Origin of the sequence: Ochrobactrum sp. RH2CCR150, from assembly GCA_014138095.1 — a bacterium.
Lineage (GTDB): Bacteria > Pseudomonadota > Alphaproteobacteria > Rhizobiales > Rhizobiaceae > Brucella > Brucella gambitense.
Genome location: JACGXE010000011.1, coordinates 61771 through 75380, shown reverse-complemented (window position 1 = coordinate 75380; position 13610 = coordinate 61771). Strand labels below are relative to the sequence as shown.

Genomic DNA, 13610 nt, shown 5'->3' with positions numbered 1-13610 from the left:
CAATCAATGATACCCAATCCGAAAATACACCGTGACGTTCCGGTGCAGAGAACGGAATCGTCACGCCTTTATGCCCGCGGTCTGCGGGCTTTGCCGCAGGGTGTGTCACGCGTCACGATCGATATAGATCCAATACCGATTTACATTGAACGTGGCCATGGCGCCTATCTCGTTGATGTAGACGGGAACCGCCTTCTGGATTTGAACAACAACTTTACCACCCTTATTCACGGACACGGCTTCGAGCCTATTGCGGAAGTTGTTGCGCGGCTTTTGCGGAACGGGACCTGTTTTTCCAATCCGACGGAACACGAGGTCGCACTGGCTGAATTGTTGATCTCGCGTATTCCCGCAATGGAAAAAGTTCGCTTCGTCAATAGTGGGACCGAAGCGGTCATGTTTGCAATCAAGGCCGCACGAGCGTTCACAGGCCGCTCTGCGATTGTTCGCTTTGAGGGAGCTTATCACGGAGGTTACGATTGGGCTGAAACGGGGCAAACCGGTACCTATCCCACCGACGAGTCGGGTCGAAGCGTTGCGCGGCCTGGATATCGTGGTGCGCCGACCAGCCTTGGCGACGATGTCATTGTCCTCCAGTTCAATGACAAGGAGGAGATCAGTTCGAAACTCGAGAGCCATGTGCATCGAATCGCCGGTATTTTGATTGATCCTATGCCAAGCCGGGCCGGGCTATTTGCTCCAGACGAGGGGTTTATTGGGGCACTGACGACTTTCGCGCAAAAGCATGGCATTCTGCTGATCGCCGATGAGGTGTTGAATATCAGGCAAGGTTATACGGGTGCTTCGGACCGCTACGGTCTTGGTCCCGATCTGATAGCAACCGGCAAGATCATCGGGGGCGGTTTTCCAATTGGAGCCATCGGCGGGCGCGCCGAAGTCATGTCGGCCTTCGAAAAACGGGACGGCAAGCCGCCTGTTCCGCAAGGTGGAACATTCTCCGCTAACCCCGTCTCCATGGCGGCAGGTCTTGCTGCCATGAATGCACTGACACCCGATGCCTTCGTACGACTCGAAGAATTGGGAGACGCCTTACGCTCACGTCTTTCGCAGATCGCTCAGTCGCGACAGGCTCCCTTTTCGATCACCGGAGCCGCCTCCCTCTTCCGCATTCATCCAAAACGTGAAGCGCCGACTGATTACCGCGCTTCGATCATGTCAGCTGATCAGGCCTTACGCATGCGAGAGCTCACACGGTATTTCGCCCGGAATGGCGTGCTGTTGCCCTTTGGAGCGGCAGCCAGCCTATCGACCCCGATGGGCGACACGGAAGTCGAGCTCATTGCCTCGCTTTTTGATAATTTCCTTGCACAAAACCCCGTTCGGGAGGACCATCCATGAAACATGCCGCAATTACAGACAGCGTTGCTGATCGTATCGCTCAAGCACTTGTCCGCCATGGCGTAAAGGTGATCTTCGCACAAAGTCTCCCCTCCGCTGTTATTCTTGCGGCCGAAGCCTGCGGAATTCGCCAGATCGCCTATCGTCAGGAAAATATGGGCGGAGCGATGGCGGACGGTTATGCCCGTGTTTCCGGCAAGGTGGGGGTCGTCGCGGCGCAGAACGGTCCTGCGGCTACGCTGCTGGTTCCACCACTAGCCGAAGCCCTGAAAGCGAGCATCCCAGTTGTCGCGCTTGTGCAAGATGTCGAGCGGAACCAAACGGACAAGAACGCCTTTCAGGATATCGATCAAATCGCCCTCTTCCAGTCCTGCACGAAATGGGTCCGTCGACTTAATGTGGCCGAGCGCGTCGACGACTACATAGATGCAGCTTTTACCGCCGCGACAAGTGGGCGAGCGGGACCGGTTGCGCTTTTGTTGCCGGCAGACCTGCTGCGCAGCCCGGCTCCGAAGAGCGGTAAGCCGAGAACTGCTTGCCTTGGCTACTGGCCGCTTGACAGGTTTCGTCCATCGGACGATCTCATTCAGACGGCCGCGGATATTATTGCTGATGCGCACAACCCGGTTGTGCTGGCCGGCGGCGGCATTCATGCCGGTGGCGCAGCGGCAGCATTGGCTCGCATTCAGGAAATAGCCTCCCTTCCCGTGTTCACGACTAATATGGGCAAAGGGGTCGTTGACGAATTCCATCCTCTATCTGCTGGTGTTCTGGGATCTCTGGCTGGCCCTCGATCGTTGGGTTTCTACAGTCGCCAACTGATGAAGGAAGCCGATCTGGTTATCCTTGCCGGAACACGCACCAATCAGAACGGAACCGACAATTGGCAGCAGATTCCTTCTTCAGCGAAAATCATACACATTGACATTGACCCCGCTGAAATCGGGCGCAATTACGAGGCGTTGCGTTTGCATGGCGATGCGCACGAAACGCTCACGGCTTTGTGCGAAGCGTTATCGAAAAGAGACTTCCTTCGGCGCAGTATGCCGCGCCTCGCTTACGAAAAGAGAATTGCGGGTTTCTGGGCGGAATATGACGAAGCTCGCCGATCGGTTCTTGAGGATCGATCAGTCACGATGAGGCCTGAGCGCGTTATGCAGGAATTGCAGCCCTGGCTCGATCATAACGTAACGGTCGTGGCGGATGCGAGCTATTCGTCTATGTGGGTCGTGGGTCAGCTTCGCTGTCGCAAGGTAGGCACAAGATTCATTACGCCGCGCGGGCTTGCTGGCCTTGGATGGGGCTTACCGCTTGCGATGGGGGTCAAAGTTGCCCGTCCTGACAACCCGGTGGTAGCCATCGTAGGAGACGGTGGATTTGCGCATAGTTGGGCCGAACTGGAAACGATGATACGTATGCAGTTACCTGTCACCGTTGTCCTTCTGAACAATGGCGTGTTGGGCTTCCAGAAAGATGCGGAAACCGTAAAATTCGGCCGATACACAACTGCGTGCCATTTTGCTCCGGTCGATCACGCGGCGATCGCTTCAGCATGCGGATGTCGATCTGCCACTGTCGCTAATGCTGCTGACTTCTCGCAGCAGCTGCGTCTGAGCATTGAAAGTGGCAAACCATCGCTCATTGAAGTGATTACCGATCCCGACGCTCATCCTCCACTTTCTCTTTTTGCGGCAATGGATCAGGCAGCATGACGGCTGGAGTATGCGAGCGTATAGCCGTTGTTACCGGGGGCAGCTCAGGCATTGGGCTGTCAACGGTCAGACAATTGGCCAGTGAAGGCTACAAAGTAGCGTTTTTCGGGCAGACGCGGCAACGAGTCTCGGCGGCTGGAGAGTTGCTCATTTCGCAATTCGGTAAAGATGCCATCTTGTATCGGTGTGTAGACATAAGTGAACCGACAGCAATTGTCGGCTTTTTCGATACCGTGCGAGACCATTGGGGTTCGCCAGACACTCTGATCTGTAATGCTGGCGTATCGCCCAAAGCAAAAGATGGCAAAGCTGCAGCGTTTGTCGAGACAACGATTGAGGAATGGAACGCAGTCCTTTCAACCAATTTGATCGGACCCGTCCTTTGTTGCCAATGTATTTTGCCGGATCTGATTAAACGGCGCTTCGGTAGAATCGTTTTGGTTGGTTCTATTGCTAGCAGGGCGGTACCCAGACTCGCTGGCAGCGCTTATACCGCATCAAAAGCTGCACTATCGGGTTGCCTTCGTTCTCTCGTGTCCACGCTTGGCGGGACAGGAATTACGGCCAATATTGTTGCGCCGGGACATATCGTAACCGGAATGACCAGCCCAGTTGATTCCGATTCAAATCGAGATGCCCTTTCGCGTATTCCGGTCGGCCGCTTGGGAAGCCCTGACGATGTAACAGCTTTGATCGCTTTCCTCGCTTCGGAAAATGCTGGCTTCGTCAATGGTGCCACGATCGATGTAAACGGGGGAGAATACGTTTCGCCTTAATAGTGCTTCAACGGGACAATGAATGTTATGTCGAAGGTTCTGATAAAAACATCTGACGCGCAATTGTTTTTGATGCTTCGTCATCTGCTCTCGGTTGAAGGGTTCGATGCGGAACTCGCATCACAGCTCAAAAATTTGACGACTGCCAAGATAGGCGCCGAACGGAATCCGAGTGTCTTGATATGGGACGGCAGCGAGGCTGAGCTTTCCGAGTTTCTTCACCTTGGGGAACGGCTTCCAGGTCTCGCGTTGGTTTTACTGAACAGGAGTGGTATCGATACTGGAAATCAGATCAATGAACGTTTGGATCTGGTCCTGAACCCTCCGTTCGATCCCCTTGTTTTGCTGGGATTTCTCCAAAAATACCGAGGCAGTATCGCGGCTACGGATGCCACGAGAGTTGTTTTGACCTATTGCGACCTGCTGCTGAACCGTTCGCAGGTTCGGGTGTTTCGCAACGGGCATCGCGTCAAACTCACGCCGTTGCAGTTCCGTTTGCTTGAAGCGCTCATGCAAAAGCCTGAAATTGTTTGGAGCAGGCAGGACCTCATCGACGCAGTGTGGGGCCAGGGCGCTATCGTCGAGCCACGCACGGTCGACATTCATATCGGCCATATACGGCGTGCATTGGCGCGGCATGGTCAAAATTTGGTCAGAACTGCGCAGGGCCGCGGCTATGCTCTCGATCAGTGGGCAGACCCGTTGCAATAAGTTTCAATTCATGAGGCGCCGAAAAATCCGCGTCCAGAACTGAAAATTACGTTGATCATTTTCGAACCAGGCGTCGAGTGCAAAAAGCGCGGCAGCTGTCGGCGCTGTATCCGCATAGATTCGCCTCGTGGCATCAACGACCAGACTGTCTTCCGTGCCATGACGGATAGCGTCCTGCTGCAAAAGTTCGCGGGCAGCTTTTACATTCGAAATTTGCAACACAACCATTCCTCCTGCGTCCGGCGGAGGGGAAAATAGATTGGAGCCGGACGTTAGAGAGACCGCATGGCGGATTTTTTAACAGCAGACGCTGTATCGTCGTCCCTGGCATGTGTTGCTCAAATATGCACTGTCTTGTAACAGAATCAAATAGTTGTGGCAATAATTGGATATAGGGTTTAGATGAAATTCAAGATATTTTCAGGAACGCAACAACAAAGGGGAATATGCGCTGGACATAAAGGCCGAGGCAGTTGCCATCTCGTAATTTTAAATCTGTTACGGCACCATATAGGAATAAAACCGCATGATCTTTGCAAAGGCTTTGTTGATCGGCGTCGTTGAATTTTGCAATTTAAGCCGACACACGAAATAGTTCGTCGCCCTTTCTTTTGACCCACAGGTGCACCCGTGCTGATGAAAGACCGTATCGATCACCTGCCTCACGTAAAACAGCGTGAGTTGCAACGCGTGCTGGAAATAATATTCGAGGAATTCGAGGATGCACTCAAGGAGGGGGCGGCGGAATTCAAGAAGCGGGGTCGTATCGTCAAGGTAATTCTGTTTGGATCTTATGCGCGCGGCACACAGGTGGATGAGCCGCATACTGGCAAAGGTTACCGCTCTGATTTTGATCTGCTGATTATCGTCAACAACCGGAAACTGGCGGACTTTGAGTTCTGGCGCAAAACCGAAGACCGGCTTATGCGCCTGCGGGACGTGCAGACACCGGTAAACTTCATCGTCCATTCGCTTCGCGAGGTGAACACGCGAATTAAGGAAGGACGATATTTCTTCACTGACATTCGCAAAGAAGGCATCGTCCTCTACGAACTCGACCCCGAGTCGCTCGCCCAGCCCGGGATTCTCAATCCGGAAGATGCCTATCGTATCGCGAAGGAATATTTTGACGACCGGCTACCGCATGCACGCAATTTTGTATTGACTGCGAATTTTTGCGTCGAGAAGGGAATTTTCAAAGAGGCTGCTTTCCTGCTCCATCAAGCGATAGAACAGGCTTATTCCACCTTCCTATTGGTAACGACAAACTACTCGCCGTCTTCACACAACCTAAAATTCTTGCGCCGGCTTGCAGAAGGGCAACACAATGAACTGGCCAAGGCGTGGCCGCAAGATCAACAGCGCTACAAGGCATGGTTCAATATCGTCAACGAGGCCTATGTGAAGGCGCGCTATTCTCCGCATTTCGACATTCCTGAAGAAGCACTCCGCTGGCTTTTGAAACAAACGAACCTCCTCATCGCCGAGGTCGAGAAACTATGTGCCGTTCACCTGGCGAAGAGGAGTGAGGCCCAATAAATGCACATCCCTCTTCGAGTTAGACAGTCATGAACCGTCAATCTACGGTTCTTCTATGGCCGACATGGGGCCGTTGAACGAACGCGTTTGGCGGGAGGGTGCCAGCGGTTGGTGTAGAAGATACGAACGGGCGGTACTCCGCCATTGAACATCAGACGGGAGCCGCAGAACATGACGGGCTTCTTTGGCAAGAAGGCTGACCATGTTGGACTTCCTTTCGGTTTTCTCAAGCACCTATCGGACGACACCTCGTCCGCGATCGATGCGACGTTGCTGGTGTTCAGCAACAATCTCCTGGCTGCTTTCTGCCCGCACCGTCTTCTGTATTATCTGCAACCGCAGTCGCATCGCCGCGAAGGCTTGGTGTTGTGCCGGTGAGACACGGTTGGTTACGTCGTTTTCACCTCGCAAAATTGCACTTCGACCGAAACGCTCATCAAGAGCCCGACTGACAGCAGCAAACTCCCGGGCTATGCGTGGCTCGAGCGAATTTACACTAACCTCGCGCTTGTTACCCCACTCCCTTCGCTCGTTCTGCTTATTAACCAATTGCGAGAGCGCGTCTTCGGCCGCTTGTGACAGGCCGGGAATGGCAACTGTCATGCTCCGCCGCTCTTCGATGACCGCTTGCGTCTCCGCGTCCAGGGCAGATGCCCACGACGCACCAAGTGAACGCACCCGGCTCGCCACTTCCAGCACAGCCTGAACCGCTTCTTTCCGTTCACGTCCGGTAGCAAGTAGCCTGTCCATCAAGCGATCGGAGCCACGCAATGCACCATAGGCCGATGGATCGTTGCTAAGCGCTGCAGCAATTCGCTCACCCGCAAACCCCTTCATGACAAGTTCTTCGACCTTTGTTACTGCCCCCGCAGGATCCCGCCAGATAAGTGTCGCTGTCTCGGTGAGTGCCGCGCGATGATGCCGATAAAGTGCGACATCGATCGCACGCCTTCGCGCTTCCTCGTCCACAGATGTTTTGAACTCCGTCACGGCAGCAAGCATCGGTAGCATCGGCGTGATCTCCTTATGATTTTGGATGCTCGCACCGGCAACGGTCTTTGAACGATCCTGTTTCTCGGCCAGATACTGTTCTTCAGAAAAACGCCTGACCACGTTGAACAGACGCACGAGTTTTTCGCGGTGCTCTGGTGCGATATTCACCGACATGCGTTCGGTCACGTGACGCTCGGCAACCGCGTCGGCCTTCGTGGTAAAGGCACTCCAGCCAAACCGAGCCGTCAAGGCATCATTAAGGCCTTTTACCTCCTGAACCAGTTGGTGATCCTCCACGGCGTAGCCGAAAGCGGTCTTATAAGCATCGGCCCCACCCTGTTCGCGGATATTCTCGATTTCGACAAGACGCGCCATCGCCTGCTTCGACAGCATCGGGATCGACAGAGACATATGTGCACGCCGTTGCTGCTCGCGGATAACAAAACGTTCAGCCTGGCGACGGAATTGCGTTGCATGGGCGCGCGCCAGTGGCGCAATTTCTGACAAAACAGCCCGTGCTGCATTCTGTGCATTACGCGCAGCCCGCCCGTCGACAAACCGAACCGAACCATGCAGACGGCCGAGGCGCTGCGGCCGGGCCAGGAGATCATCTGCAAGCTGGCGCGGATCGATCCGTGATTTGGAAGCGAGTACGTTCAGTCTGGCGAGCGCACCGTCTGCATCACGATAGATCTTCTCCAGCACCGGTTGGAGAATTTCGTTCTGTTCCTTCCAGCGATCCGAGCGAAGCTGGCCACGACGGGCGTCTTCTGTGATACTGCGTTTAAACATCGTGGTGGGCGCAATCAGATATCTTCCGGCTGTGGCGATTTCCACTGCGTAGGTTTTATCGCCAGCCTCGTTATACGTCGTGCCACGCTCACGTTCGATTGTAAAACCGAGCGCAACGCTCGCTCGCTCCCAGAGCTTTGCGACCTGCGTTCGCTTTTTCCCAATCCACGTCAGTCGTCCCGAAACGCTTTCCTGTATTTCAGCCGCGATCCCGGCGAGTGTGTCGATGCCACGCCGCCTGGCAAAATCTTGCGCATGCACCCGGTAACCTTCTTCACTCTCGAAATCGAGAGTTGTTGTCTTGGCGCCTGACCTTGACAATCGCTCCACCAGTTGCGTGAATAACTCTGGCCGATGGTTCTCGCGCTCAAGGCGCTGCTCGCGCGCATGGGCCGTTTCCTGCAATCCCGCCACCCAGACGTTTCGCTCAACCTCCCGCTCCTCGGTCCGTTTTTCACCAGTCTGCTCGTCGATGACGGTCACTTCCACCTTAACCTGTTCAACACCATCTTTGCGCAAAGTGACAGTATCGCCCTTGCGGACACCGCTCTCTTCCAATGCTTTTGGAAGGCTGACGCCCCAAAGGCGGTGAACAGCACCGTCATCGGTTTTCACATCGGCATAAGGGCTTTCCTTGGCGTCTTCATCCTCAGGCCGGAATTTCGCCTCGCCGGTCTCCACCAGTTCGCCAGCAACGCCAATGGCATGATCGACACGTGGCTTTCGTCCCCACTCCCGTTTCGGTTCAAAATCCTCGCGTGCTGCATATAGATCGGCGCGATCGCGGTGACGGGTCATCGAGACATACGTCAAATGCTGATCCATCATGCCTGTGGCAAGCACAAAGGTCCTGTCCACGGTGACCCCTTGAGATTTATGAATTGTGGCGGCGTAACCATGATCGATATTGCGATAGCTGTCCTCGCTGATCACGACCTCTCGGCCATTATCGAGACGAACTCTTAACAACGTTCCACCCCGCTTATCGCCGGTTGATATGACCGTACCGAGCATTCCGTTCTTCACATATTGCGGACCGAAATGGCGCGCACGTTGTTCAACAAAACGGGCGTTCTCCAGGAAAATAATCCGATCGCTGACAGCAAATTCACGTGCCCCCCGCTCCGTCTGGAATTCGCACGCGCCGGTCAGTGCCCCTTCCTCCGCCATCACCTGGCGCAGAGATGCATTGAGACGCTTCACGTCCTCATTGGTATGCGCCAAGACGAGCAACTCGTCACCGCGAAGCTGCCGCGCGGTTTCCTCATTCTCGGCTTTGTGCAACAGGTCGCGCCGTGCATCGGTCCAATCTTCAACGATACGATTGATGATTTCGGTCCGTGTTTCTGCCTCGGCGAGGCGCCCCTGCTGCGCATAGGTATCGAGACCTTTTTCCACCTCGCCGTGCGCGAACAGACGAGAAGCCTCACGTGCCCATTCGTCCCGCTGGCGCCGCACACCGGCAAGTTCTACAAAGCCAATACGGTCACTGATCGCCCGAAACGCGGCACCTGCCTGTATTGGCTGAAGCTGCATGGCGTCACCAACCAGAACGACCTTCGCGCCGGCATCCTCAGCCACCTTCAGCACACGTGCCATCTGTTGCGAGGAGATCATGCCAGCTTCATCGATGACAAGCACGTCGCCGCTTTCAAGCAGGTCCCGACCGCCAGCCCATGCCATTTCCAGTGATGCAAGGGTTCGGGACTTGATGCCTGAACTTTCCTCCAGCCCCTCTGCTGCCTTACCAGCAAGTGCCGCCCCGATTACGCGACAACCTCGGCTTTCCCAGGCCAGGCGTGCTGCAGCAAGCAGCGTCGACTTGCCCGCACCAGCCAGACCGACAACGGCAGCAATGCCATTGTCCCCGGTGATATAACGGACCGCATCAATCTGTTCGGGATCAAGCTGGAAGGGCCTTCGTGGATCCTGTGTCTCTATTTGACGGATTGCAGCAGCGGTGGCTTTCTCCGATATAGCGAAGCCCGAACGCTTGGACAGAGCATTCGCCGACTGCGCCATGTCATATTCGATGCGAAGAATCTCACGCGTGGTGAAAACGGCAGGCTCTGCTACCTTGCACGTTTCCGTATCGACCCGCTGCGCCTTCAATAATACGAGATCATCCGAGGCCATTAGCTGTGACCGGATATTGGCGAAATCGACGGGATCATCAACATAACGATGTAGCGCCCTGGCGATATCCTTCTCATCGAATGTGGAGCGTTCGTTAGCGAGTTGCTTTAACAAAAGCTCTGGCTCCGCCAGCAACCGGTCTGCCATTTCCTGACGACGCGCAAGGTCGCCGGGCGCAAAAAACATCTCGATCCCCTTACGCGCGAGCGCCGCCTTTTCTGGCCCGAGGTGCTTTTGCGCGATGCCGTCAAGGCCTTGCTCGGCATAGGAGCGACCGTCGAGGCGGATCTCGTGGCCAGCAAGTGCCAGATGCCGATTGGCTGTATCCGCCCAGGCAATCTTCCACGCCTTCATGGTCTCCTTGTCGCCTGCCCAAAGCCTGTAGACGATCTTGCCGTTTGGCCGATCCGGCGTAACGACGCGCAGCTGCTCACCATCCTCTCCAAGAACAGGCACCTTTTTCGGCCCGAACCCTTCTGCCGTCAGGGGCCTGAGTGCCGTCATCAGATGGATATGCGGATTGCCATCCTTATCGTGATAGACCCAGTCCGCGATCATGCCTTTTGCGGTCAAATTGTCCCGGACGAATTCCCGGACCACGGCGATATTCTCGGCACGCGTCAGCTCCTCTGGCAAAGCGATGATCAATTCACGCGCAAGCTGTGCGTCTGCCCGCTTCTCAGACGCATCAACCGCGTTCCAAAATACCTCGCTCGCTTCCGCGACGGATTTCCCCTTGATAGCTGACTTCAACCATGCCGGAATCTCATTCGGAAGCGCCAGTTCCTCGTGCACCAGTTCGGACGCGCCACCGCGATAGCTAAATGAAGTACCGACCTGTTCGTCCATCATACGAGCGCGATGGCGATAGGCCGCAGCCGAGACGATACTGCGACCCGCTCCCCTTCCAATCACCTGCGCTCTGACGAACATAATCGCCACGTCTGGTTTCCTCTTCTTTCAAGCATGTCGCGTTAGCGACGTATATTGCGCCCTCAAACCGATCGGGCCGCGGGCCAGATTCCGCTTCTCCAGAAGACAATCAGGCGAAAAATTTCGGCGGCGGCGTTCTGAAGACTTGTGCAAGGTAACTTATTTTACTACCGTGTTCGAGATAGTTAAAAGAAAAATCGAAACTTTGTTGTACCGAAAGGGAAATGCAGATGGCCGCAAAATCGTCAATTCTGGATATCGATGCCCAGATCGAGAAGCTGCGTGAACGCAGACGTGCCGCAATCGTTAAATCAGCCGAGCGCTTCGCCAAGGCGGCCACCAAGTCGGGATTAGCGGAGTTGGAAATTGCAGACGAGGACATCGATCGCATCTTCGAAGAGATCGCCGCACGATTTCAAAAAGAGAAGAAAAAGACCTCTAGCTCAACTGCTCCGGCACGTCGATCAACGGATCGTGGCACTGGAACGTCGAAGGCGATTTCAAATGACGGCTGACCGCAAACTAGAAGCCCGCGAACAATTCCTGCTTGGTGGCATCGTGGTCAAGGCAGGACTGTCGAGGGCTGACCGGGCGTTCCTGCTCGGCGGCCTGCTTGAACTGGCGCGCGTGACAATGAACTCTCCCGAATATCGGCGGCTACGCGATAATGGCGAAGAGGCATTCAAGTCCCAGGTACAGAAGGTTGAGGCCGTGCGTGACCGGGAGATGCGCGAATGGCATTGAAGGGAAAACTGAGCCCGAGCCTGTTGCTCGTCCTCGTACCGGTCGTTGTCACGGCAATCACCGTCTATATTATCGGCTGGCGGTGGGCAGGATTGGCGACCGGCATGTCGGGCAAAACAGCATATTGGTTTCTGCGCGCCGCTCCGTTACCCGCACTTCTGCTCGGACCGCTCGCCGGACTGTTGACGGTCTGGTCTTTGCCCATGCATCATCGGCGACCGTTAGCCATGATGAGCCTCCTGTGCTTTCTCGGCGTCGTTGGCTTCTATGCCTTGCGAGAATACGCGCGTCTGGCTCCATCTGTTGATCGCGGTCTTGTCAGCTGGGACACCGCACTTTCCTATCTCGATATGGTTGTCGTGGTCGGTGCGTTGTGTGGCTTCATGGCAGTCGCTGCATCGGCACGCATCGCCACTGTCGTTCCCGGACAGGTCAAGCGTGCCCGACGCGCAGCCTTCGGCGACGCCGACTGGCTATCGATGTCGGCTGCGGGGACACTCTTCCCATCTGATGGCGAGATCGTTGTCGGGGAGCGTTACCGCGTAGACAAGGAAATCGTACACGAGTTGCCCTTCGATCCAGATGATCGTGCCACTTGGGGACAAGGCGGCAAAGCACCTCTCCTCACCTATCGGCAGGATTTCGATTCCACGCATATGCTCTTCTTTGCCGGATCGGGAGGTTACAAAACCACCAGCAATGTCGTGCCGACGGCGTTACGCTATACCGGACCGCTGATCTGCCTCGACCCCTCAACCGAGGTTGCGCCAATGGTCGTAGAGCATCGCACAGCCAAGCTCGACCGGGAGGTCATGGTGCTCGATCCGACAAACCCACTCATCGGCTTCAACGTACTTGACGGGATCGAAACCTCAAGCAAACGAGAAGAAGACATCGTCGGCGTTGCCTACATGCTCCTGTCGGACACAGCACGCTTCGAAAGTTCGACCGGCTCCTACTTTCAAAGCCAGGCGCATAATCTCCTGACAGGACTGCTCGCACATGTGATGCTATCGTCAGAATATGAAGGTCGGCGAAATCTGCGCAGCCTGAGACAGATCGTTTCCGAACCTGAGCCATCGGTGCTCGCCATGCTGCGCGACATTCAGGAGAATTCGGGTTCGGCGTTCATCCGGGAAACCTTGGGGGTCTTTACCAACATGACCGAGCAGACATTCTCCGGAGTTTATTCGACCGCTTCGAAGGACACGCAATGGCTCTCGCTCGACAATTATGCAGCACTTGTCTGCGGTAATACCTTCAAACCGAGCGACATCGTCACTGGCAAGAAGGATGTGTTTCTTAACATCCCAGCGTCAATCCTGCGCTCCTATCCGGGCATAGGTCGAGTGATCATCGGGGCGCTGATCAACGCCATGATACAGGCCGACGGCCACTTCAAACGACGGGCACTCTTCATGCTCGATGAGGTCGACCTTCTCGGCTACATGCGCGTTCTGGAAGAAGCACGCGATCGGGGTCGCAAATACGGCATATCCATGATGCTGATGTACCAATCCGTTGGACAACTGGAACGACACTTCGGAAAGGACGGAGCGATCTCATGGATCGATGGCTGCGCCTTCACGTCCTATGCGGCAATCAAAGCGCTTGATACAGCGCGCAATGTCTCGGCCCAATGTGGCGAGATGACAGTCGAGGTGAAGGGAAGTTCCCGCAACATCGGCTGGGATATGAAGAACGGCGCATCGCGCAAATCAGAAAACGTCAATTTCCAACGCCGCCCCTTGATCATGCCACACGAAATCACGCAATCGATGCGGAAAGACGAGCAGATTATAATCGTGCAAGGACACAGTCCGATCCGCTGCGGCAGGGCGATCTACTTCCGACGGAAGGATATGGATGCCGCAGCAAGCGCCAATCGGTTCGTGAAGCCACATTTTTGATCTGT

At 55.3% G+C, this 13610-nt stretch carries 10 protein-coding genes; 8 read left to right on the top strand and 2 right to left on the bottom strand.

Annotated elements, in window-relative coordinates; genetic code table 11:
- Nucleotides 1-6: 6 nt before the first annotated feature.
- From FHW03_RS19460 to FHW03_RS19445, 4 genes are read left to right on the top strand one after another with little or no spacing between them, the layout of a single operon-like run.
- Entirely contained in the window at nt 7-1359 is a 1353-nt protein-coding gene (locus FHW03_RS19460; RefSeq protein ID WP_182522124.1) for an aspartate aminotransferase family protein, read from the top strand.
- Entirely contained in the window at nt 1356-3071 is a 1716-nt protein-coding gene (locus tag FHW03_RS19455; RefSeq protein ID WP_182522123.1) for an acetolactate synthase catalytic subunit, read from the top strand. Before FHW03_RS19460 ends, FHW03_RS19455 begins: the two co-directional genes overlap by 4 nt.
- Nucleotides 3068-3847, top strand: coding sequence for a 3-oxoacyl-ACP reductase FabG (gene fabG, locus FHW03_RS19450; RefSeq protein WP_182522122.1), 780 nt, complete (start codon nt 3068-3070; stop codon nt 3845-3847). Before FHW03_RS19455 ends, fabG begins: the two co-directional genes overlap by 4 nt.
- A 27-nt stretch (nt 3848-3874) precedes the next feature.
- Complete coding sequence (locus FHW03_RS19445) at nt 3875-4558, top strand: winged helix-turn-helix domain-containing protein (RefSeq protein ID WP_377515251.1); 684 nt, start codon at nt 3875-3877, stop codon at nt 4556-4558.
- 3 nt (nt 4559-4561) lie between these two features.
- Here FHW03_RS19445 and FHW03_RS19440 read toward each other — a convergent pair whose 3' ends face one another.
- The gene (locus FHW03_RS19440) at nt 4562-4786 is read right to left on the bottom strand and encodes a hypothetical protein (RefSeq protein WP_182522120.1); all 225 of its coding nucleotides are present in this window, start codon (nt 4784-4786) and stop codon (nt 4562-4564) included.
- Between the two features lie 408 nt (nt 4787-5194).
- Here FHW03_RS19440 and FHW03_RS19435 point away from each other — a divergent pair, with 408 nt between their 5' ends.
- Nucleotides 5195-6097, top strand: a complete 903-nt coding sequence (locus FHW03_RS19435) for a nucleotidyltransferase and HEPN domain-containing protein (protein ID WP_182522119.1) — start codon at nt 5195-5197, stop codon at nt 6095-6097.
- A gap of 234 nt (nt 6098-6331) precedes the next feature.
- On the opposite strand, the gene traA is transcribed toward FHW03_RS19435, so the two are convergent.
- Nucleotides 6332-10960 (bottom strand): Ti-type conjugative transfer relaxase TraA, encoded by a 4629-nt coding sequence (gene traA, locus FHW03_RS19430; RefSeq protein WP_182522118.1) that lies wholly within the window; start codon nt 10958-10960, stop codon nt 6332-6334.
- A gap of 221 nt (nt 10961-11181) precedes the next feature.
- On the opposite strand from traA, the gene FHW03_RS19425 reads away from it, so the two are divergent.
- Genes FHW03_RS19425 through traG form a run of 3 tightly spaced genes read left to right on the top strand, consistent with a single transcriptional unit; the run spans nt 11182 to nt 13605 of the window.
- Entirely contained in the window at nt 11182-11466 is a 285-nt protein-coding gene (locus tag FHW03_RS19425) for a TraC family protein (protein WP_182522117.1), read from the top strand.
- Nucleotides 11456-11695 (top strand): conjugal transfer protein TraD, encoded by a 240-nt coding sequence (locus tag FHW03_RS19420; protein ID WP_182522116.1) that lies wholly within the window; start codon nt 11456-11458, stop codon nt 11693-11695. Before FHW03_RS19425 ends, FHW03_RS19420 begins: the two co-directional genes overlap by 11 nt.
- Entirely contained in the window at nt 11686-13605 is a 1920-nt protein-coding gene (traG, locus tag FHW03_RS19415; RefSeq protein ID WP_182522115.1) for a Ti-type conjugative transfer system protein TraG, read from the top strand. Before FHW03_RS19420 ends, traG begins: the two co-directional genes overlap by 10 nt.
- Nucleotides 13606-13610 lie beyond the last annotated feature (5 nt).

Bases quoted from the DNA above. Each gene is read 5' to 3' on its own strand.
- FHW03_RS19460 (WP_182522124.1), top strand. From the start codon at position 7: ATGATACCCAATCCGAAAATACACCGTGACGTTCCGGTGCAGAGAACG.
- FHW03_RS19455 (WP_182522123.1), top strand. From the start codon at position 1,356: ATGAAACATGCCGCAATTACAGACAGCGTTGCTGATCGTATCGCTCAA.
- fabG (WP_182522122.1), top strand. From the start codon at position 3,068: ATGACGGCTGGAGTATGCGAGCGTATAGCCGTTGTTACCGGGGGCAGC.
- FHW03_RS19445 (WP_377515251.1), top strand. From the start codon at position 3,875: ATGTCGAAGGTTCTGATAAAAACATCTGACGCGCAATTGTTTTTGATG.
- FHW03_RS19440 (WP_182522120.1), bottom strand. From the start codon at position 4,786: ATGGTTGTGTTGCAAATTTCGAATGTAAAAGCTGCCCGCGAACTTTTG.
- FHW03_RS19435 (WP_182522119.1), top strand. From the start codon at position 5,195: ATGAAAGACCGTATCGATCACCTGCCTCACGTAAAACAGCGTGAGTTG.
- FHW03_RS19425 (WP_182522117.1), top strand. From the start codon at position 11,182: ATGGCCGCAAAATCGTCAATTCTGGATATCGATGCCCAGATCGAGAAG.
- FHW03_RS19420 (WP_182522116.1), top strand. From the start codon at position 11,456: ATGACGGCTGACCGCAAACTAGAAGCCCGCGAACAATTCCTGCTTGGT.
- traG (WP_182522115.1), top strand. From the start codon at position 11,686: ATGGCATTGAAGGGAAAACTGAGCCCGAGCCTGTTGCTCGTCCTCGTA.